Source organism: Enterococcus sp. LJL90 (assembly GCF_056924355.1).
The window spans coordinates 124,543-147,121 of the sequence record NZ_JBXPBQ010000002.1 but is presented as its reverse complement, the minus strand read 5'-3'; the positions used below and the strand labels follow the sequence as shown (position 1 = coordinate 147,121).

The window sequence follows — 22,579 nt, the reverse complement described above, 5'->3', positions numbered from 1 at the left end:
TTATGCTATTTAGTCATCATTTAATCATCGACAGCTTCTAAACTTTCAGCGCTCAGACTGTCACCGGCTTTTAATTTAGCAAAATATTTTTTAGTTTCCTTGAAGACCACCGGACTTAAGGCTGCTAATGCAATCAAATTAGGGAAGGCCATCAAGCCGTTGAAAATATCTGCCAACGTCCAAACCGCTGATACCGTCATATAAGGGCCAATGAAAACGGCTAAAATATAAATTGCTCGAAAAATTTTAGTGCCCTTGGTACTGCCGTTAGTCAGATAACTTAAACACCGTTCTGAATAATAATTCCAGCCTAAAATTGTTGTGAAGGCAAAGAAAGTCAGACACAGCATTAATAAAAAGCTGGCGACCGTATAAGAAAACGGTGACGCCTCTGAAAAGGCATAAATTGTTACAGCCGCACCATCTAAACCTAGATCCCAAGCGCCAGTCATAATAATTGTCAAGCCAGTCATCGTACAAACAACAATCGTATCAATAAAGGTGGCCGTCATTGAGACGAGGCCTTGCCGCACTGGTTCTTTCGTCCGGGCCGCCGCTGCCGCAATCGGCGCACTGCCGAGTCCCGATTCATTGGAAAAAATTCCACGGGCGACACCCTTTTGCATCGCAACAATCATCGCGCCTAATGCGCCACCAGAAATCGCTCGTAAACCAAAGGCCCCTTGAAAAATTTCACTAATCGCTGCAGGCAAATTTTGAATGTTATAGCCAATTGTAACTATACAAAGGCCGACATAAACGACAATCATCGCCGGAACAATCAACTCGGCAACCTTACTGATGCGCTTCACGCCGCCTAATAAAACGGCGGCCGCACCAAAGGTTACCATTAAGCCGACAATAATAATCGCAATTGAATATTCTCTACCAAATAAAGTGACGGTATTTAAAAAATGAGGATCAAAGAAACTTTGGGCTGCACTCGTAATGCCATTGATTTGAGTGAAGGTGCCAATCCCCATGAGTCCGGCTAATAAGCCGAAAAAGGCAAAAAATTTCGCCAACCAGCGCCACTTGCTGCCCATGCCCCGCTCGATATAATAAAAGGGACCGCCTAAGACTTTTCCTTGGTCATCAAAGGTGCGATATTTTACCGCTAGCAGACCTTCTGCATATTTGGTGGCCATTCCTAAAATGGCGGCCACCTCCATCCAAAAAAGTGCACCGGGACCACCGGCAACAATGGCTGTGGCAACACCGACAATATTTCCAGTTCCAATTGTCGCAGAGAGTGCCGTACACAACGCAGCGAAACTGCTGACATCGCCTTGTCCCCCCCTCTTCATTTGATACCATATACTTTAATGCTAAAGGCAGCTTACGAAATTGCAGCCCCCTTAAACCAAATGTTAGTAAGACGCCAATTCCCATTACTAAAATAATTAGTGGCAGGCCCCAGACTAAATCGTTGATACTTGTTAGGAAATCACCCATTTTTTTGTCATCCTCCAGCTTTTTTTAAATTGTACCACAAATTACAAATAAATGAGAAAATATTTACAAAACAATTAGCAAAAATAATTTTAAGATTATTTTATCTAGCTGAAGCTCTAACATTTCTACAAAATAAAAAACTCTTATACTCCTTCAGCTTCTGCTGATGAAAGTATAAGAGCGGATTAATTATTGAGCAGACACAGCGATTCCAATCGCTTTTTCTCCTAGATGACTGCCGATTACCGGACCAAAGTGGCCGATAATTATTTCAGCATCGGGGTATTTTACCTGCAGTTTTTCTTTTTCTTCTTCTGCTACTAATAAATTATTGGCATGAATCACATACAGTTTAGTCGGATGTTTAATTTCAACAATCCGTTGACCAATAATCTCTTCGGCACGATTGAAGGCTTTTTTGGTTGAACGGATTTTTTCAAACAAGACAATCTTTCCGTCAACAAAAGTTAAAATCGGTTTAATTTTCAACAAACCGCCGATAATCGCAGCGCCATTGGTTAGGCGGCCGCCCCGGACTAAGTTGTTTAAATCATCGACAATCAAATATGCATAAGTATTATCTCGAATAATATCTAAATGCTCTAAAATCTCTTCTAGATTTTTTTCGGCTTCATTTAATTCAATAACAGATTCCACCATATGGCCCATTGGCATACTGGTGATTTTCGAGTCATAAGGAATAATTTTAACCCCATCAATGGCATCTTTAATCCCTTCAAGATTATGAACAAAGCCAGAAATTCCACCGGAAAGATGGATACTGATGATAGTATCATAGCCTTTTTTACCGATTTCTTCGTAAAGGGAAAGCACTTCGCCTAAAGAAGGCTGGGAAGTTTTCGGAAATTTCTTACTGCTTTTGAGTAGAGCATAATATTCGTCAGCCTCAATATCGACGCCTTCATTATAACTTTTTCCGTCTAAAATAACCGGAATCGGTACAATAAATAAGTTTTCTTTATCTTTAATATGTTCAGGTAATACCGCAGTACTGTCCGTCACCACCGCTAATTTCATTTATTTCCCTCTATTCACTTTTTTTTGCATTAAAAATAATATAGCATAAAATGGTTCACTTTAAAAACTTTTGTTAAAATTTATTCATTTAAAAAAGTTTGGACAGCCGAGTAATTGGTAGCCTCATCGATTTCTAAAACACTGCCGGCATCATCATAATATCCGTTTGACCAAGAGCCATCCACAGGAACCGACAATGTGCCAATTCCGCTTGCACTATTGGCTAAAGTAAAGATATGCGTTAACAAATAAGTAAAAGCTAAGTTTGTCGAGGTATAGCCCATGACTTTTCCAGCTGCATAAGGCATCCGTAAAATCGCCAAAGGATTTTTGACTTGGCTGAAAATTGCGGACATCACCTGTTGTTGACGTCTGACACGGCCAAAATCACTTTCAGCGTCATGACGGAAACGGGCATATTGTAACAACGTATTGCCGTCCATTCGCTGCTGACCGGCTTCAATTGTCACACCATCCAATTCTAAACTAGTTTCGGCATCAATTTCTATACCGCTTGGAAAGAGCGCATCAATCACTTTTTCAAAGGATTGAAAGTCAACAATTGCATAGTATTCAGTTTCCACGCCAAAATTTTCTGCTAACGTTTGGCGAACTAAATCAGCACCGCCATATGCATAGGCGGCATTTAATTTATTATAACCATAGCCAGGAATATTCACATAAGTATCCCGCATAAAAGAAATTAATTTCGGCTGATTCGATGGATTATCTAAGTTCACCACCATGATTGTATCGGCTCGGGAAGTTTCACCTTCCCGTGAGTCACTCCCTAAAAGCAAAATATTTTTAGCGCCGCTGCTATCTGCTGTTCCGTTAAAAGTCTGAAGCTCCTGTTGCGGAATCGAGGAATCCGCCTCCGCTTGAAATTTTCCCAAGAAAAAACTGCCGATTTCCAGCAATAAAAAAATAATTAAAATAATACCAATCCGTTTTTTCCAGGATTTGCGTTTTTTCTTAGGCTTTTGACCAGAGCCGCCACCGTTATTACTAGCCTTAGCCTTTTTCTTTTTGGTTGAAAAAAAGCCGTATTTGACTTGTTCTTCTTCATTAGAAGGCTGCTTAAATTGTGCTTGCTCCCGCTTTGATTGCTGATTTTGCTGCTGATATTGTTGATCAAATTGATAATACTCGGGATTTTGATAGTGATTGTCCTTCATCGGCTCTTGCAATTGATCATCGTCATTTTCTGAACTGCGATAATAAATGTGCTCGCCATCATCTGGTCGCTCCGGTTGCTGCCGTTCTTTACGGACCGCAAACCCCTTCCCTTTTTTCTCATATTTATCTGATTCGTCATGGACTTTTTTATAACGATCCATTCGGCTCATAACATCCCCACCTTACTTTTGATAGGTTACCTCACTTTTCAGGAAAAAGCATCTTTTTTCACTAGAATTTACTTTTTCTCAAAAAACAGTTGTCCGCTCCATCAAATAAAATTGCATCACTTCATTTTTAGACAAGAAAAAACCAGACACAGCTTTTTTACAAGTCTGTCCGGTTTCCTTTTAATCGACTGCGGGAATTAAATGCACATCGTATTTACCAAAAACTTTAATCTCTCCACCCAAGAGTTCAATTTCCTCTAAGGCATTTTGAATTAACTGTAGCGGTTTGTCGACATTTATATCGACCAAGAAAAAATATTCCCCTAAGCTAGTTTTTAACGGTCGGGACTCAATTTTACTTAAATCGATTTCCCGCCAGCCAAATGCTGACAGCGCCTTATGCAAGGAGCCGGGCATGTTGTTGGGCATGGTGAAGGCCAAACTCATTTTTTCTTTGCTTTTAGTCAGCTCAACGGCTACATCTGCTTGACCAATCACCCAAAAGCGAGTGCGGTTGACCTCAATGTCTTGAATATTTTCAGCGACAATCGTCAAGCCGAATTTTTCTGCGGCTTCCTTTGGTGCAATTGCGGCTATGAAGTCCTCTGGGTGATTTTTGACATAATTGGCCCCATAAGTTGTTGAAGGAGTTGCCTCAGTTATAACTTCCTCAAAATTTTGCTGAATAAAATTTTGACATTGGGCCAAAGCCTGCGGGTGAGAATATATTTTGGTAATTTCCCGCCATTGTTTTGCATGGGCGGGAGTCACCATTAAATGCTGATGAATCGGCAAAACAATTTCTGCCCCCACCGGCAACTGAGCCTGATGAAATAAATAATCCAAGGTCATGTTGACGGAGCCTTCTAAGGTATTTTCAATTGGCACCACACTTAAGTCGACCTCTTGATATTCAACAGCTTTAATACAGGCGGGAATTGACGGGTACGCAACTAATTCTTCATTTGGAAAAGCTTTGACGGCTGCCGTCGAAGTGAAGGAGCCTTCAGGACCTAGATAAGCAATCTTCATTTAAGCACCTGCCTGCTTGACATCTGCGGCTAAAATTTCAGCAACGATTTCAGCGGGGGATTTGCCAGTGGTTTCCACAATCAGGCTGGCACTTTCTTCATAAAAAGGAATCCGTGGTAGGTAAACTTCTTTAATTTCTTCGGGACTTTTTGATACGACTAGCGGGCGGATGCTTGTGTGGTCTGCCTTCAAGCGCTTCACCAATTCATCAGCATCAGTTTTCAAGTAAACAACTGTCGGCATTTGTTTTAATAATTTGCGATTCTCTTCTTTTAAAACAATTCCGCCACCGGTTGAAATGACATGCTGTGGATCTAAGTAGCGGCTTAAAATTTCCGTTTCCCGTTTACGGAAAGCCTCCTCGCCATATTGATCAAAATATTCTTGGATGGTCATGCCGATTTCCTCGATAATAACATCGTCAAAATCAAGATGTCCCACATTGATTTCTTCTGACAGCATTCTGCCAATTGTAGTTTTGCCGGCTCCCATAAAACCGATTAAAACGATTCCCTTCATATTAATGTCCTCCATTCAAACTGGTTACATCTTCAAAAAATTGCGGATAAGAAACGGCAACCGCCTCCGCTTGTTCTAATTCAACAGTTCCATCCTTTACTAAAAGGGCCGCAATTTGCAGCATCATGCCAATCCGATGATCGCCATAGCTGGTGACATCAGCTCCGTGAAGCGGTGTCGGTCCGTTGATAATCAAACCATCTGCTGTTGCGGTAATATCAGCGCCCATTTTTTTCAATTCGGTAGCGACAGCATCAATCCGATTGGTTTCTTTAACTTTTAATTCCTCAGCATCTTTAATAACGGTTTGCCCGGTCGCTTGCGTCGCTAATAAAGCGATAATCGGTAGCTCATCGATCAAACGGGGAATAATAGCACCGCCGATTTCAGTTGCCTTTAGTGAGCTAGTTTTAACGGTTAACGTAGCGCTTTGATTTTTTTCATCAACGGCACTTTCTGTTAAGCTGCCCCCCATAGCTTGAATCACTTCTAAAATACCAGTGCGGGTTGGATTAATCCCAACATTTGTTAGCGTCACCTCGCTATTAGGTACAATTAAGCCGGCAGCCAAGAAGAAGGCCGCTGAAGAAATATCTCCTGGAACAATCACCGACTGAGCAGTAAATGTTTGCGGGCCGGTAATCTTTATTTCCCGGCCAGTCACCTCAATTGTGCCACCAAATTGGCGAATCATTTCCTCGGTGTGATTGCGGGAAGCAACTTTTTCAATTATGGTGCTGGTGCCTTGGGCTTGCAGCGCTGCAAAAATAATTGCAGATTTAACCTGCGCACTGGCTACTGGCACCTGATAGTCAATTGGCTTTAACTTTTTTTGGCCGACAATCGTAATTGGCGGCAGTTCACCACCAGCTGCGCCAGTTAAATCCGCACCCATTTGATTCAAAGGATCCATGACACGGGCCATCGGTCGTTTGTTTAATGAAGCATCTCCTGATAGCACACTAGTAAAATCTGTGCCGGCTAAAATCCCCATGATTAAACGGGTGGTCGTGCCGGAGTTACCCATTTCTAAAACGTCTGCTGCTTTTTTTAAACCAGCAGAACCAACGCCTTCAACGGTAATCGTTTCACCGTCGTCTTGAATGTTGACGCCTAAATCTTGAAAGGCTTTGAGGGTCGTCAGGCAATCCTCCCCCCGCAGAAAATTTTTGATTGTCGTCTGCCCCTTGGCTAAAGCGCCAAACATAATACTGCGATGGGAAATAGATTTATCCGCAGGCACTTCAATTTCGCCGACTAAACCAGCGGCATTTGTCAATAACTTCATAACGAACTCCTTTTCAACTAGAAACTTTATTTAATCCGACAATGGTAATTGGTTTTGGCTTCTATATAAGCCTTGCCAGCTTCTAAATCTTTTTTTGTTTTAAAAGAGACCTGTAAGACTCCAATAATATCTTCACGGGTTTCTAAAATTTTCAAATTAATAATCGAGATGCCCGCCTCACCTAACAGACCGGTAACCTCAGCAATCACCCCCGGCACGTCTGGTACATCAATAAATAAATCATTAAAAGCAGGAATCGCACCATTTTCATGAACAGGTAGTTTATCTCGGGTATCTTTGGCAGAATCAAAAAAATGATAAATCGCCGATTCGTCTTCAATCGCCAGCCAATGGGTAATATGTGTCATCAACCGTTGCCACTCGCTAATTTCCTCCAGCAAAGTTTCCCGGTTGCTGATTAAAATATCTGTCCACATCTGCGGATCTGATGAAGCGATGCGGGTAATGTCACGAAAGCCCCCAGCCGCTAGCTGTCTAGCTCTGGGATAGGTTTGACTAAAGACATCACTTTGATTGACCAAGCCCGCCGCAATAATATGCGGCAAGTGACTGAGCATCCCGGTGATTTGATCGTGTTCATGGGCTTCCAAATGCACAAATTTTGCCCGAGTCTGACTTAACATAGCTTCCAATTTTTTAACAGCCGCTGGATTTTCTTCAGCGTTAGTGAAAATGTAATAGGCATTTTCAAATAAATCTGGATTGACTGCTTGAATTCCCGATTTATGGGAACCGGCCATTGGATGCCCACCAACAAAAGTAAAAGGCAACTCTTTGGCAAACTTCACGACCTCTTCTTTGGTACTGCTGGCATCGGTGACAATCACACTGCTTTTTAATGGCAGCTGCGCTAAAAGCTGCAGTTTTTCAAGACAGGATTTGACAGGAATCGCCAATAAAATAATATCCATCTCTGCAGCCACGGCTTCAATGCTTGGCGCAATCTGGTCAATAACCTTTTTTGCTAAAGCAATTTTTTCTGATTCTTTATTCTTATCCCAGCCGAAAATTTCAACGGTAGGATTTTGCTGTTTGAGATTCAAAGCGAGGGACCCGCCGATTAATCCTAAACCAATCACTAAAATTTTTTCATTTTGTTGGGGCATTTTCTAAGCTCCTTTGCGTAAATTATCTATCGGCTACAAATGAATTTTATTTTTTTGCAGCCTGAGTTTGAAAAATTAATAGTTTTTCAGATACTCACGATAATCCGCTACAGCCGCTTGCAATTCTTCAAAGGAATCGCTGGAGAATTTTTCCAACACTTCGGCAGCCAAGACCGTTGCCACAACATTTTCACAGACAACCGAAGCCGCTGGCACCGCCGTGCTGTCAGAACGTTCAACGCTCGCTTTATAAGGTTCTTTTGAATCAATATCGACACTCATCAATGGTTTGTATAAAGTCGGAATCGGCTTCATGACACCTCGAACGACAATCGCTTCGCCGTTGGTCATCCCGCCTTCAAAGCCGCCCAGATTATTGCATTTGCGGGTGTAGCCATTGCTTTCATCCCAGATAATTTCATCCATCACCTGTGAGCCAGGACGATTGGCCATTTCAAAACCAAGTCCAAAGGAAACACCTTTAAAGGCATTGATGCTGGTAACAGCTTGGGCAATTTTTGCATCCAGTTTTTTATCCCATTGAACATAGCTGCCTAAGCCGGCTGGCACACCGCCGATAACCACCTCAACGACGCCGCCAATCGTGTCGCCATTTTTTTTCGTTTGGTCAATCAGCGTTTTCATTTCTTCTTCCACGCTAGTATCTAATACTCTAACCGGAGAAGCTTCAGAAATTGTTTGAATTTCTGTGACAGTTAAATTTTCGGGAACCGTCGCTTCTATACCGCCTAAAATAACCACATGACCGGCAACTTCAATGTCTAATTCTTTTAGTAATTTTTTGGCAATGGCGCCAATTGCCACCCGCATGGTTGTCTCTCTAGCCGAAGAACGCTCTAAAACATTGCGTAAGTCTGCATGATGGTATTTTTGTCCGCCAACTAAATCCGCATGACCGGGCCGGGGCTTACTTAGACGACGCAACTTGCGATCTTTTTCCGGCACTTCTTCAATTGCCATCACCTTAGTCCAATTCTTCCAGTCTTTATTTTCAACCACCATGGTCACCGGTGAGCCCAAAGTTTTTCCGTGCCGCACTCCAGAAGTAAAGCGAACCTGATCTTTTTCAATCAGCATCCGGCCGCCGCGACCATAGCCGCCTTGCCTTCTGGCTAATTCAATATTAATATCTTCTGCTAAAAGGGGCATCCCCGCCGGTAAGCCTTCGATAATCGCGGTTAATTCCGGACCGTGGGATTCTCCTGCTGTAATGTAGCGCATCTGTTAATTCCTCTTTTCTAAATAATCCTGCATCGTTTCAATTGGAATCGTGACAATTTTTGCTTTGCCAATCTTTTCCAGTAAAATAATTTTAATTGCGCCGCCCCGCGTTTTTTTGTCGTGGGTCAAGGCTTCATATAAAGCTTGTGGATTCCAAGGCTCCTGCTTAATTGGTAAATTAAATTTTTCAATCAGCTGAATCAATTGCTCAGTGGTTCCTGCTGGCATTTCCCCTTTAGCTTCAGCAACCTCAGAAATTTTGACCATGCCGATTGCCACACCTTCTCCGTGGGTAACAACACCATAACCGCTAGTATTTTCAACAGCGTGACCGATTGTATGGCCGAAGTTTAAAATCAGTCGCTGACCATTGTCAAACTCATCTTCCTCCACCACGGCTTTTTTAATTCTCAAACATGCTAAGATAACTTCCGTTGCATTTTGTAATAAATCTGCTTCACCGCTGAAACTAGACAGTAATTGCCAAAGTTCTTCATCAGCAATAGCAGCATACTTAATAATTTCAGCAATGCCTTCTCTGACTCGTCTTGTTTCAAGAGTCAGTAATGTAGCAATATCAATCAAGACACCATCTGGCTGCCAGAAGGCTCCCACCAAATTTTTGGCACGACTTGTATTGACTCCTGTTTTGCCACCAATACTTGAATCCACTTGAGCCAAAAGAGTTGTCGGCACTTGCAGAAAATGAATGCCCCGCATATACGTCGCTGCCACAAAGCCAGCTAAATCCCCAATGACGCCGCCGCCTAAAGCTAAAATGCCATCGCTTCTGGTCATTTGATTATCGGCTAAAAAGTCATAGCAGGCGGCTGCTTGGCTTAAAGATTTAGATTGTTCACCTACTGGAACAACTAATTTACAAACAGCAAAGCCCGCTGCTTTCAGGGACTCTTCAACCGTCGTCCCATAAAAGCTGTCCACTGTTTGATCGGTGATGATTGCAATTTTTTGTGCTTGCCAAATTGTTTTGGCCCAGCTGCCGACTTGTTTTAAGCCTTGATTTTCAATTGCAATTTGATACTGGTGTTGCGGCAAATTAATTTGTAAATCCATCAGACATTTACCGGATCTTCTAACGCGGCAATTTCTTTCATAGCTTTCTCCATAATTTGAACTTCCTTCATCATTTGCAGGTAAGTTTTTTCATTTAACGATTGTGGGCCATCTGACCAAGCGTTAGCAGGATCTGGGTGAATCTCAACAATCATACCATCAGCGCCGGCAGCAACTCCCGCCCGAGCCATTGGTGTTACTAAATCCCAAATGCCAGTGCCGTGACTTGGATCGACAATAATCGGAAAGTGGCTCAATTTTTTAATTAACGGAACCGCACTTAAGTCAAACGTATTTCTGGTTGCTGGCTCGTAAGTCCGAATGCCCCGTTCAATGAAAATCACGTTGTTATTATTTTGCACAGCAATGTATTCTGCGGCATTTAACCACTCATCAATCGTACCGGAGATGCCTCGTTTTAAACCGATTGGCTTGCCGGTTTTGCCGACCTTTGATAAGAGTTTGAAATTTTGCATGTTGCGGGCTCCGATTTGTAAAATATCACTGTAGGCAGCGACCATGTCGATGTGTTCTTCGTCCATCACTTCTGTAATGACTTGCATATCGTATTTATCAGCAGCAGCCCGAATGTATTTCAAGCCTTCTTCTTCTAAGCCTTGGAAAGCGTAAGGTGAAGTTCTTGGTTTAAAAGCACCACCCCGTAAAACTTGCGCTCCGCCAGCTTTGGCCATGCGGGCTGTTTCCATAATTTGTTCTAAGCCTTCAATTGAACAAGGTCCTGCCATTGTGACAAAGTTTTCGTTGCCACCAATTTTTACACCATTAACATCAACAATCGTGTCTTGCGGATGAAATTCCCGTGAAGTTAATTTGTAAGTATTGGAAATTCTGACTGTGTTTTCAACACCTTCGTAACTGTTGAAAGCTACGTCTTGCATATTGTGGGTGTCACCGATTAAACCGATGACGACTTGTTCTTTCCCTTGATTGACTTGAACTTCCAAGCCTTCTTCTTGAATTCTTTTTAACACTCGTTCTAATTGCTCTTTAGTAGCTCCTGGTTTCATAATTACGATCATTTTAAGTTCCTCCATTAATTTCGCTTTTTTTTAATTCGTTTTATAAATTAGCGTGTATCAGTTATTTTCAATAATTGGTTTGACCACATCAATCGGCATTGCTTGACCAGTCCATAATTCAAAGGCAGCTGCTCCTTGATATAACAGCATACCCAAGCCATTAGAAGTTTTAGCGCCACGGGCTTTGGCTTCTCTTAGTAATTTTGTTTCCCGTGGAGTATAGATAATATCCACGACGGCTAAGTCTTTTGTGATAATATCAAAGTTTTTGATTGTCGAAGCCTCCGTGTTGGGTTTCATACCGACGCCGGTTGCATTTGTCAAAAGAACACTTTCAGCAACATCTTTTGCCAGAGCCGCTTCATCTGCTAAATCATTTAAAACGATTTTACAACCGGTACTTTCTGCGATGGTTTGCAGGGTTGCTTGAATTCTTTCGAAAAATTCATCCTTGATGTTATAAACGGCGATTTCTTTCACGCCGTCAAGGGCTGCTTGAACAATAATCGCTGTAGCTGCTCCACCGGCTCCGGTGATCGTCATTTTTTTGCCGATAATGTCAACGTCGATATCTTTTAAGCTGCGCATAAAGCCGATGCCGTCTGTGATATGACCGGTTAGTTTGCCATCTTGATTGACGATGGTATTAATGGCTCCAACTAATTTAGCAGCATCACTTAAGTCATCCATCAATGGAACTGCCGCAATTTTGTTTGGCATGGAAAGATTAGCACCTAACATTTCTAAATTACGGATGGAATCGATGGCCCGTTCGATGCGATCAGTTCCGAGGTCAAAAGCCAGATAGACTGCATCAATCCCTAAGGCTTGAAAGCCTGCATTTTGAATCATAGGAGAAACGCTGTGGCGAATCGGTGTCGCAAATAAACCAACTAATCTTGTGTGTCCTGTAATTTCCTTTGTCATATAAAAATCCCTCCAAGTGTCTTTCCTAAAAAATAAAAAGCGAGGTGCCCATTGTAAATTTTTTGAAAATCTACAGTGGGTCCCCCGCAAAAAAGGATAATAGAAAAGCCACAATAGATTTCTCATCTACGTGGCTGAAAGTCGTTACAAATTTCTCTAGCCATCATAGATACAAACGGTTGTCTGCACCCATGACGTTCATGAATACAAACTCATCTAAAATAGCTAAAGTAGTAATTATTCAGTTTTTGGGAATTTGTGATTTGCATCATCATCGCTCCAAACTGTTTTTTAGGTTGAACTCAGTATATTTCTTTTAAAATCAGAAGTCAACAATTTTTTCATCATTTTTTAATTTTTCTTTTTGAAAGTGATTTAAGCCTGCGCATTTTCCTTGTGGGTAAAGGCAAAAAGGAAGCCTCCAATAATGAACAAGACGATTAAACTAGCGATTCCGTACTGGGAGTTGCCTGTCAAATTGGTCATCAAACCAAATAACAACGGTCCTAAAATTGCCGAAAACTTGCCGAAAATATTATAAAATCCAAAGAATTCATTGGAATGTTCTTTCGGAATCATCTGAGCAAAGTAAGATCGGCTCAAGGCTTGAATCCCTCCTTGGGAAGTTCCCACCAGAATACCCAAAATCCAAAAATCTAAGACTGTATCCATAAAGAGTGCATAAACACAGATAAAGGTGTAGACCCCGATTGCGACTAGAATCAACGGCTTGTTACCAAAACGCTTGGCCATCTTGCCATATAAAATCGTGAATGGAAACGCAATAAAATTAATTGCTAATAAAATAATAATCAACATATTTGAATCGACACCCATATCAATCCCAAAGGAAGTCGCCATTGTGAAAATAGTATCCACACCATCAATGTAAAAGAAATAGGCAATCAAAAAATAAACAATTTGTTTGTACTTGCCGATTTCCCGAATCGTCTGACCCAAGCGTTGCAGGCTGACCCTGACCGGATTTTTAATATTGGGAATTGAAAATTTTTGATGAACATTTTTTAAAAACGGCCAAGAAAACAGCAGCCACCAAATCCCTGTTAAGACAAAACAAACTTTAGTAGTCAAAACCGTACCAAGTAAACCAAAACCGTCTGTCACTTGCAAAATCATCACAAAGACAAAGAGCAACGCACTGCCGACATAGCCCATGCCGTAGCCCATAGAAGAGACATCATCCATCCGCTCGTCTTCAGTGACATCCACTAAAAAACTATCGTAAAAAATATTCGCCCCTTGATAGCCCATATGGGAAATGACATAGACCACTAGCATGGCCATCCAGCTTTTATCCGGCACAAAGGCTAAGGCAAAGGTCATGATAATGCCTGAGAATGCAAACAAGTTAAATAATTTCTTTTTCTTGCCTTTGTAATCGCCTAAAGTCCCTAAGATAGGTGCGGATAAACTGATGAGTAATGTAGCAAAGGAGCTGGCATATCCCCAGTAAGCCGTCGAAGTCGCATTGGAAATGCCAGCTTCTCCGGCGACAAATTTAAAATAAATCGGTAATATTGCGGTGACAATCACCAACGAATAAGCGGAATTCGCCCAGTCATATAAAATCCAACCCTTTTCTTCTTTGGTATAACTATTCCAAAACTTCATTTGGTACCTCCTCGTTATTTTCAAAAATTTCTAGCAAGGTGCGCCCCGCAACAATTTGCGGAAAGTTCAAATCTAAAATTTTGGCAAAAGTTGGTGCTTCATCAATTAAATCTGCATTTTCAATCACTTTTCCTTTGGCAATCCCCCCTCCATTAATCATCAAAGTTGTCGCGTAATTTTGTTTATCTGGCGAAAAACCATGAACCGCCCGATAGCGTTCCGGTTGGCCAATCGTCGTTGGATTGACTTCCTCCAAGACTTCTCCAACAGCTTCATCAATAAAATAATAACCCCGTTTGGCTTCTAGCATAAACGTTACGTTTGGCGCAGCGCCTTTTTGACCAGCCTGCTCTGTCGTATAAATGTGGGAGATGCCGGGAATTGTTTTCAGAAGTTCACGGATTTCCCGAGGCTCTACAAGACTTTTGCGGTCCACATAGATATAGCAGGAACCGTCACAGCTTTTAGCATACACCTGCCAGCCCTTGGCAACTGTGCCATCTTTTTTTGCTTTTTGCCAGCCTTGAGCAGCAAACAAACTATTTAGGCGAATCATCTGACTGACATCAATTTGATAATGATCTCCTAAAATGACAAAGGTGGTGTCGGCAAAAGTTCCAGCAGTCTTTGTCGCATCAATAATTTGCTGAACCCGCAAATCCTGTCGTCGCAAAGCTGCCTCGGCCTCTGTTGAAAGGACACCATAACGATGACGCATACTATCTAAATCCACCAGATGAATCATCGTCAAATCCGGCTGCTTTGTTAACAGCGTATCGACAGCGCAGGCGGTGATAAAATCGTCTAAGTTGGGCTGTTGAATACCATTGCGCAGATGACCAAATTTTTGATTCATTTCCAAAAGAAATTTCGGCGAGCTGGCGCTCAGGGAACGAATCACTTGATTGGTCCAGATGCGATTCGGAAAAATTTCGGCAATATTGTAATCAATTGTTTTGCTCTTGGCTGTCACCGGCCAAAGAAAAGCTGCCGTGGTCATGCCAGCTTGTTTGGCTAAATCATACAAGGTGGGCACTTGGACATCCTTTTGATACCAATACCAATCGGGAGATTTGCGGCCCGGCTGAATTTTTGTATTGTTAATCACACCATGGGTCTTCGGATATTCTCCCGTAACAACTGTGGTGTGGGAAGGATAAGTGAGGGTTGGATAAATGCCCCGAATATTTTTTACATGGGTCGCTTGATTGCGAAAAGCTTTTAAATTGGGCAGGTGCTCCAAATCCCCGCTTAAATCGCTAGCTCCCATGGCATCGATGGAAATAATCACCATTTTTTTCACGTTTTTTAACCGCCCTTTCTCTTTCCTTTAATTATAACAGAGGGCAAAAGGGGTAGAAAAGGAAAAGTGTTATTTCTTTAAATAAAAAAATTTCGGTCTACTTTCTAACTGTTTTTAATTCTCTTAAATCTGCGTTGCTAATTTTTTTCTGTAATAATAAAAAGGCTGAGCCATCTCCTGCAAAATAAAAAGTTCCTTCCAAAATAATCTGGAAAGAACTTCTCATTAAAATTTTTTCTTTTTACAAAACTGATACTTACATAACTTCCGGTAGCTCTTCCATCTCTTCAAAGAATAATAAGAGGTCACTTAAGGTTAACTGCTGTTTTTCAGCAGCATCTAAATCCTGAACAATGCGGCCATTTTTTAAAACCAATAGCCGATTGCCGTAATTTAAGGCATCCTCCATGCGATGGGTAATCATGAGACAGCTTAAGGCTTCCTCTTGGATTTTTTGATCCGTCAGAGCCATCAACTGACGAGAAGTTTTCGGATCGAGGGCGGCAGTATGTTCATCTAATAACAGTAAGTCCGGTTTTTGAATCGTTGCCATCAATAAGCTGAGGGCCTGCCTTTGTCCGCCAGAAAGCAAACCAGTTGGAGTATCTAAATGATTTTCTAAGCCGTTGCCGATTTCCGCACACAATTGAATAAATAATTCCCGTTGATTTTGCAAATTGCGGGTAACTAATTTACGGGACTGACCACGCTTTTGAGCCAGTAATAAATTTTCAGCAACTGTCATTCTTGGGGCCGTCCCCATTTTTGGGTCTTGAAAGACTCGGGATAAATAAGCGGCCCGTTTTTCTTCGCTTTCTTTGGTAATTTTTTTATCTTGAATAAAGACATCGCCACTAGTTAAACTCAAGCTGCCGCTAATCGCATTAAACAACGTCGATTTTCCGGCACCGTTGCCGCCTAATACTGTCACAAATTGGCCGGCTTCAATTTTCAAATCTACGTGATCTAAAATTGTTAAATGCTCATTGGGGCCATTATGAATCACTTTGGTGGCTTGCTGTAATTCTAAAATTGCCATTATTTTGCCCCCTTTTCAAAGCCGGTCACCAAATTCAAACTTTTCTTCAACTGTGGAATCATCAAGCAGACAGCAAGAACGGCTGCCGAGAAGATTTTCAGATAAGTGGTATCAAAGCCAGCGCGAATCACTAATAAAATCAGCAATTGATAAATAATACTACCGACAATAATTGCAATTAAGCGTTCCGTAAAAGTCAGCTCGCCATATAAAACTTCCCCGATAATAATGGAGGCTAAGCCAATCACAATCACGCCAACGCCACGGCTGACATCGGCATAGCCGTCATTTTGTGTGACGAGAGCGCCTGACAGAGCGATAACCCCATTCGATAAGGTTAAGCCGAGAATTTTCATAAAATCCGTCTTAATGCCAAAGGAGCGGGCCATCGATTCATTATCACCGGTTGCGATATAAGCTTGGCCTAAATCGGTGTTGAAGAAAAATAATAGCAAGCCAATCAGCAAACCAACCGCAATCAGTCCAACAAAAATCATGTCATAATACGGTGGCAAATTTAAATTGGAAAAAAAATCTTGAATCCGTGGTTGATTCCGCAAAGAAAGATTTGGCGTCTGCATCACAAAGAGCATTACAGAATTTAATGCAGACATTACTAGAATCCCTGCCAAAATCACCGGAATTTTGCCTTTCGTATATAACATACCTGTCACAAAACCAGCGGCCATGCCGACTAAAACTCCTAAGAGGGTCGCCAGCACAGGATGAATCCCCTGGACAATTGCCGTCGCACAAACGGCACCACCGAGACCGAAAGTTCCCTCAGTAGTCATATCAGGAAAATTTAAAATCCGATAGGTCATAAAAATTCCCAAACCTAAAATGCCCCATAATAAACCTTGTCCGATTGATGAAACGAGCATTACTCTTCTCCTCCTAAGTCAGTGGCGTCACTTACAATATCAGCTGGAATCGTGATGCCTAATTTTGCTGCCTGTTGTGAATTGATAATGGTTTCGCCTTCTGTAAATAAGTAAACCGGTGTTGCTGCCGGGTCAGCGCCATCTAAAATTTGCGCTGCCATCTTACCTGTTTCCACTCCAATTTGGAATTGATTTAAACCAATCGTCGCAATGCCGCCTTGTTCCACCATTGTGTCAACGGAGGGGAAAATTGGTGTGCTGGCAGCGTCTGCTTCTTGAACAACGGTTTCCATCGCATTGGCAATCGTATTATCCAAAGGAATAAAAATATAATCGACTTGGGCGGCCATCACTTGAACAGTTTGGGCAATTTCATTGCTGGAATTGACAGCAAATAATTTCGTCTCAACACCTAAATCGGCAGCCGCTGCTTGCGCTTGGGCGACCTGCGCTTGTGAATTATCCTCAGCAGAAGAATACAAAATACCAACCGTTGCAGCCTCAGGTAAAATTTCTTGAGCCAATTGTAAAACAGCGGCAACCGGTGTTTGATCGGAAACGCCGGTGATATTGCCTCCCGGTGCATCTAAATCAGCAACTAAACCGGCTCCAACTGGATCAGTGACTGCTCCAAGGACAATTGGAATTTCTGTCGTGGCATTGGCCAAAGCTTGCGCCGCTGGTGTGGCAATCCCTACTAAGACATCTGACCCTTCAGAAATTAATTGCTGGCTCATCGTGTTTAAGCGGCTTTGATCCGCTTGACCGTTTTGAAATTCAATGGTTAAATTTTCTCCTTCAACGTAGCCGCTCTCTGCTAAGCCTTCAATAATCCCTTGATGAATTTGATCCAAAGCATTGTGACTGACATATTGTAAAATTCCGACGGTTTTCATTTCAACAGCGCTACTTTCAGTTGTTGAATCAGCTGTTGAATCGGCTGAATTACTCTGTTGACCTAATTGATAGGCAAAAAAGCCCACTAAAATGACTGCGATAACAGCGACACTTGCGATTAATCCTTTGTTTTTCATTTAAACTTCCTCCAATAATTTCCCGTTTTAGTTGTTGCTTTTACAGCTAACTTCATTGACCTTTTTAAAGTTTTCTCCCATTTTACAAGCCATTGAAGTCAAAAAAAGACCCCATAGATGTTAGTCTATGCGGTCGAAGGTTTCGTCTGAAATACTCTTGGCATAGATACGGTTTTAGAAAACTCTAAAAAGTCGTATCTATCGAGCCTCGACAAATACAACTTATCTGCGCCAATTTTGCCATGAAAATTTTGATAAATGCATTTGACTTGCCCCTTCCAAAAAGATTTTTGATTTGCAATTAGTCTACCGAATCTTCTGACAAATTGCAATAAGAAAATGAAAAAAATATGAGGTTTTTTTAATCAAAGTCCGTCAGATGAAATTTTCTGCTGAGAACACACTTAACACATTTAGTTTCTAGACGAATTTCAAAGATGATTTCAATTTGATAGTCTAAACAACTTTTCTTTCTGGATAAGATTCTTCTGTACAAAGAAGCTCAATTTTAGTTTTATTAACTCAATAACCTTATTTGTCAAATAAGCTATCCGAACCCCTGTTCAACTTTCTTTCCCTCGATCTGTATTTAATAATTGTCTAAATACTGCAAAAACTAGTACAATAGAAATACTGAAAGAAATTTACGAGGAGGCATTTCTATGCATCTCAACGATCAACTGATGGATTACGTCAGACCTTTTTTTGACGTCTTTGTCTTTATTTTAAGCAGTGCTTCCATTTTGATTTTGATTATCGGTGTTGTTCATGCGCTGATTCAATTTGGTCGCAGCCAGCTTTCCAAAAAGACCTGGAGCAATCCTAACTATGATAATACCATCATAAAAAATAAATTAGGCAGTTATATTTTGCTCAGCTTAGAAGTGTTGATTGCCGCTGATATTATCGAATCGGTCATTAATCCAACTTTAGCAGATATTTTTAAATTAGCTGCTCTCGTCGTTATCAGAACGGTTATTTCCTACTTTTTAGCCAAGGAAATAAAAGATTTTGAGATTATTCAAAAATAATAAGCGTTTTCTTATTCTTGTGGTACAATTAATTTATAAAAAAATTAACACAAGGGGGAAACCAAATGAGTACCATTCAAGGAACACCAATTGACAAAATCACCAAAGAAAATCCGTTATTTTCAAATTTTCGGGCTACAATTGAAACTGCCTTCTATGGCAATCACGTGACTAAGATTAAAACGATTGCTGAAGCTTATGAGCTAGCAAAAAAAGCGCCCGGTACAATTGTCACTGATTTGCCGGTTTATGAACCAAAACGTCAAGGCATTCCCCATGATGCCAAAATTTTAGTCAATAATGATGGGAAAATTTTTGGTCGGACGGCTGCTGCCAGACGCATTATCGGCCAACCGGGTGTCAAAAGCGCAGAGCTTGCCGGTATCTTAAGGGAGGCTGTTTACCACAGCACCTTCAAAGAATATTATCACGGTGAAGTCGTTGTCGGCTTAGACGCTGACTTTATGGTACGCTCGCATATTATGCTGCCAAAGGGCTTTGAAGCTGATTTTTATTCTTATCTATTAAACTTCCAAATTATGAATGACGAATACAAAAAAATGTACACGGATTCTAAAGAATATACAGAGGGTGATATTTATATTTACGGCGATCCGACTTGGAGCCATCCAGATTATCCCCTTGGCTTAGCTTTGTTTGATCCCGTTCATAATACCGCTGCTATTTTAGGACTACGCTATTTTGGTGAATTCAAAAAAGCGACCTTAACTTTAGCTTGGGGCTTGGCTCACCGCAATGGCTTTGTTTCTTGTCACGGTGGGATGAAACAATATCAACTACCAGATCGTAAATATACGATGGCGGCCTTTGGTCTTTCCGGCTCCGGAAAATCAACCATTACTTTAGCCAAACACGGCGACAAATATGATGTCAAAGTTTTACACGACGATGCCTTCGTTATTTCTAAAAAAGACGGCACAACCACCGCTTTAGAGCCTGCTTACTTTGATAAGACGCAGGATTACCCGATGGCGGATGAAACGGTGAAATATTTCTTAACCTGTCAAAATATCGGCGTGACCTTGGATGAAAAAGGTCAAAAAGTTTTAGTCACCGAAGATATTCGTAATGGTAACGGCCGAACTGTAAAATCGCGTTTTGTGACACCGAATCGGGTTGACCACTTAGATGAAAAAATTGATGCGATTTATTGGATTATGAAGGACGATTCACTGCCACCGATTGTGCGGATTGATGATCCGGTATTGGCTGCTGTTTTCGGAGTAACCTTGGCAACAAAACGTTCGACTGCTGAAAATGTCGTACCTGGAACTGACTTAGACGATTTAGTTATCGAACCTTTTGCTAATCCATTCCGCAGCTATCCTTTAGGCGAAGATTACAAAGATTTCCGTGATTTATTTTCCATGCAGGACACTGCCTGCTATATTTTAAATACTGGTTTCTTCAACGGCAATAAAGTGACACCAAAAGATACTTTAGGCAGTATCGAATCCGTTGTAGAAGACAAGGCGAAATTTGTCGACTTTGGCCCGATGACCGCGATGAGCTATTTACCGGTTGAAGGACACGAGCCTGATTTCACTGACAAAGAATATGTCACTCGCCTAAGAAAACGGATGGAAAATCGGTTGAACTTTATTTTAGAAATGAAGGAATCAAACGACGGCTATAATGCCCTACCGGAAGAAACCTCCCTATTGATTCAACACTTAATTTTAGAATTGGAAAGTTTCCAAGGCTAAATAAACAGCAACGCCTGCAATCTTTAACGATTGCAGGTTTTTTTGCGGAATTGGTATTCATTGGTATCTCTAGCGTTTTCCGTTATAATGTAACAAGCAGTTTGAAATAGAAATGAGGAATAGTTATGTCATTTGATGGCGTTTTTACCCATGGGATGGTCAAAGAGCTCAGCGCTTTATTAATCGGCGGCCGAGTTTCAAAAATCCACCAGCCCTACCCTAACGAAGTTGTTTTTGTGATTCGCTCCCAAGGAAAAATTCACAAATTATTATTAAGTGCCCATCCAAGTTATGCTCGAGTGCAAATCACGACAATTGCATATGGCAATCCCGATACTCCACCAAATTTTGTGATGATGCTCCGCAAACACTTAGACGGAGCTATTTTGGAAAGTATTCAGCAGCAGGACAATGATCGGGTGATGCTGTTTCATTTTAATAAACGGGATGAATTAGGCGATTTGCAAAATATCCAGCTGATTGTTGAATTGATGGGCCGCCACAGTACCATCGTTTTGGTGAATCAAGCTAGCGGCAAAATTCTCGATGCCATTAAGCACATCGGCTCATCGCAAAATACCTATCGCTCCCTCTTACCCGGAGTTGACTATATTGAACCGCCAAAACAAGAACAAAAAAATCCTTTTACAGTTGAAAAAGAAACCGTCTTTGAAATTCTTTCAAGAGCGCCTGAATTGACGGGCAAATATTTACAGGCGAACTTTCAAGGTCTCGGCTGGGACACCGCCAATGAGCTGGCCTTTTTATTGACGGAGCACCCGCAGGAAAAAATGCGGGTCTGGGATAATTTTTGGCAAAAAGCGCAAACACAAATAGAGCCCAGTTATAGTCAAAAGGACACAAAAGATTTTTTCACCCTCTTCCCCTTTGAAACTCTGGGAACTCCGGTGGCAACCTTTGCCAGTCTCAGCTTATTGCTAGATGATTATTATGGCGACCGGGCAGAAAAAGACCGCGTCAAGCAACAGGGAAATGAATTGCTAAAACGGGTTGAAAACGAATTGAAACGCAATCAAACAAAATTAGCCAAACGCCAGCAGACCTTAAAAGACTCTGAAAATGCCGAGGATTTTCGGCGAGATGGCGAACTGCTGACAACCTTTATGGCGCAAGTACCAAAAGGAGCCAGCGAAGTCACCTTGGCCAATTATTATGATGAAGATCGACCTTTAACGATTCCTTTAAACCCAGCTTTGACGCCCAACCAAAATGCGCAAAAATATTTTAATCGCTATCAAAAATTAAAAAATGCGGTCAAACTGGTGCATCAGCAAATCCAAGAAAGCAAAGATGAAATCAATTATTTAGAGTCTCTGCAATCTCAATTAGATTTGGCATCTCCCCGCGATCTTGAGGTGATTAAAGAAGAAATGACCAGCCAAGGCTATCTTAAAAAAGCTAGCAAAAAACGCAAAAAGGAACAGCCGTCAAAACCGGAAGTCTTTACCAGTTCAGACGGCACGCAAATTCTAGTCGGCAAAAATAATCTGCAAAACGATCAGCTGACCTTAAAGACTGCTCGAAAAACCGATGTCTGGCTGCATGCCAAAAATATTCCCGGCTCCCATGTCATCATCAAAAGCGACAATCCCAGTGAGGAAACGTTATTGGAGGCGGCAGAATTGGCAGCTTATTTCTCAAAATATCGTCAATCAGCCCAAGTTCCGGTCGATTATGTCCAAGTCAAATTCGTCCATAAACCAAACGGTGCCAAGCCGGGTTTTGTGATTTACGAAAATCAAAAAACGCTATTTGTCACACCAGAGGAAGAAAAAATTAATCAACTGCGAAAATAAGTTTTTAGCTGAAGGAAGAGT

Annotated in this window: 18 protein-coding genes and 1 pseudogene; 3 read left to right on the top strand and 16 right to left on the bottom strand. The window is 41.5% G+C overall.

Features of this window, described 5'->3' with window-relative positions; genetic code table 11:
• Positions 1-20: 20 nt before the first annotated feature.
• The 16 genes and pseudogenes from AC1Z3S_RS05570 to trpX form a co-directional block, all read right to left on the bottom strand.
• A pseudogene (locus AC1Z3S_RS05570) lies at positions 21-1,455 on the bottom strand (alanine/glycine:cation symporter family protein).
• A 189-nt stretch (positions 1,456-1,644) separates the two neighbouring features.
• Positions 1,645-2,493: a DegV family protein gene (locus AC1Z3S_RS05565; protein WP_461739529.1), complete on the bottom strand. Its 849-nt coding sequence runs from the start codon at positions 2,491-2,493 to the stop codon at positions 1,645-1,647.
• An 80-nt stretch (positions 2,494-2,573) separates the two neighbouring features.
• Positions 2,574-3,842, bottom strand: coding sequence for an LCP family protein (locus AC1Z3S_RS05560; RefSeq protein ID WP_461739528.1), 1,269 nt, complete (start codon positions 3,840-3,842; stop codon positions 2,574-2,576).
• Positions 3,843-4,022: 180 nt separating this feature from the next.
• Positions 4,023-4,874, bottom strand: coding sequence for a prephenate dehydratase (pheA, locus tag AC1Z3S_RS05555; protein WP_461739527.1), 852 nt, complete (start codon positions 4,872-4,874; stop codon positions 4,023-4,025).
• Positions 4,875-5,393 (bottom strand): shikimate kinase, encoded by a 519-nt coding sequence (locus tag AC1Z3S_RS05550; protein ID WP_461739526.1) that lies wholly within the window; start codon positions 5,391-5,393, stop codon positions 4,875-4,877. It lies immediately after the preceding gene.
• A 1-nt stretch (position 5,394) separates the two neighbouring features.
• Positions 5,395-6,681, bottom strand: coding sequence for a 3-phosphoshikimate 1-carboxyvinyltransferase (gene aroA, locus AC1Z3S_RS05545; RefSeq protein WP_461739525.1), 1,287 nt, complete (start codon positions 6,679-6,681; stop codon positions 5,395-5,397).
• A 26-nt stretch (positions 6,682-6,707) separates the two neighbouring features.
• Positions 6,708-7,808, bottom strand: coding sequence for a prephenate dehydrogenase (locus AC1Z3S_RS05540; protein WP_265457533.1), 1,101 nt, complete (start codon positions 7,806-7,808; stop codon positions 6,708-6,710).
• 75 nt (positions 7,809-7,883) lie between these two features.
• Positions 7,884-9,050 (bottom strand): chorismate synthase, encoded by a 1,167-nt coding sequence (aroC, locus tag AC1Z3S_RS05535; protein ID WP_461739524.1) that lies wholly within the window; start codon positions 9,048-9,050, stop codon positions 7,884-7,886.
• Between the two features lie 3 nt (positions 9,051-9,053).
• Positions 9,054-10,124, bottom strand: coding sequence for a 3-dehydroquinate synthase (aroB, locus tag AC1Z3S_RS05530; RefSeq protein ID WP_461739523.1), 1,071 nt, complete (start codon positions 10,122-10,124; stop codon positions 9,054-9,056).
• Positions 10,124-11,164: a 3-deoxy-7-phosphoheptulonate synthase gene (gene aroF / locus AC1Z3S_RS05525; protein ID WP_461739522.1), complete on the bottom strand. Its 1,041-nt coding sequence runs from the start codon at positions 11,162-11,164 to the stop codon at positions 10,124-10,126. The genes aroB and aroF overlap by 1 nt, the downstream gene beginning before the upstream one ends.
• 57 nt (positions 11,165-11,221) lie before the next feature.
• Positions 11,222-12,091, bottom strand: a complete 870-nt coding sequence (gene aroE / locus AC1Z3S_RS05520; RefSeq protein ID WP_461739521.1) for a shikimate dehydrogenase — start codon at positions 12,089-12,091, stop codon at positions 11,222-11,224.
• Positions 12,092-12,466: 375 nt separating this feature from the next.
• A complete protein-coding gene (locus AC1Z3S_RS05515) occupies positions 12,467-13,723 on the bottom strand; it encodes an MFS transporter (RefSeq protein WP_461739520.1) in 1,257 nt (418 codons plus the stop codon).
• Entirely contained in the window at positions 13,707-15,017 is a 1,311-nt protein-coding gene (locus AC1Z3S_RS05510) for an alkaline phosphatase family protein (protein WP_461739969.1), read from the bottom strand. Before AC1Z3S_RS05510 ends, AC1Z3S_RS05515 begins: the two co-directional genes overlap by 17 nt.
• A 265-nt stretch (positions 15,018-15,282) precedes the next feature.
• A complete protein-coding gene (locus tag AC1Z3S_RS05505; protein WP_461736618.1) occupies positions 15,283-16,065 on the bottom strand; it encodes an ABC transporter ATP-binding protein in 783 nt (260 codons plus the stop codon).
• The gene (locus AC1Z3S_RS05500; RefSeq protein WP_461739519.1) at positions 16,065-16,949 is read right to left on the bottom strand and encodes an ABC transporter permease; all 885 of its coding nucleotides are present in this window, start codon (positions 16,947-16,949) and stop codon (positions 16,065-16,067) included. The genes AC1Z3S_RS05505 and AC1Z3S_RS05500 overlap by 1 nt, the downstream gene beginning before the upstream one ends.
• On the bottom strand, positions 16,949-17,983 hold the full coding sequence (gene trpX / locus AC1Z3S_RS05495; protein ID WP_461739518.1) for a tryptophan ABC transporter substrate-binding protein: 1,035 nt from the start codon (positions 17,981-17,983) through the stop codon (positions 16,949-16,951). Before trpX ends, AC1Z3S_RS05500 begins: the two co-directional genes overlap by 1 nt.
• 662 nt (positions 17,984-18,645) lie before the next feature.
• Here trpX and AC1Z3S_RS05490 point away from each other — a divergent pair.
• The 3 genes from AC1Z3S_RS05490 (at position 18,646) to efbA (ending at position 22,558) form a co-directional block, all read left to right on the top strand.
• The gene (locus tag AC1Z3S_RS05490) at positions 18,646-19,014 is read left to right on the top strand and encodes a DUF1622 domain-containing protein (RefSeq protein WP_461739517.1); all 369 of its coding nucleotides are present in this window, start codon (positions 18,646-18,648) and stop codon (positions 19,012-19,014) included.
• A gap of 65 nt (positions 19,015-19,079) precedes the next feature.
• A complete protein-coding gene (locus AC1Z3S_RS05485; RefSeq protein WP_461739516.1) occupies positions 19,080-20,741 on the top strand; it encodes a phosphoenolpyruvate carboxykinase (ATP) in 1,662 nt (553 codons plus the stop codon).
• A 125-nt stretch (positions 20,742-20,866) separates the two neighbouring features.
• A complete protein-coding gene (gene efbA / locus AC1Z3S_RS05480; RefSeq protein ID WP_461739515.1) occupies positions 20,867-22,558 on the top strand; it encodes a fibronectin-binding protein EfbA in 1,692 nt (563 codons plus the stop codon).
• The last annotated feature ends 21 nt before the right edge of the window (positions 22,559-22,579 follow it).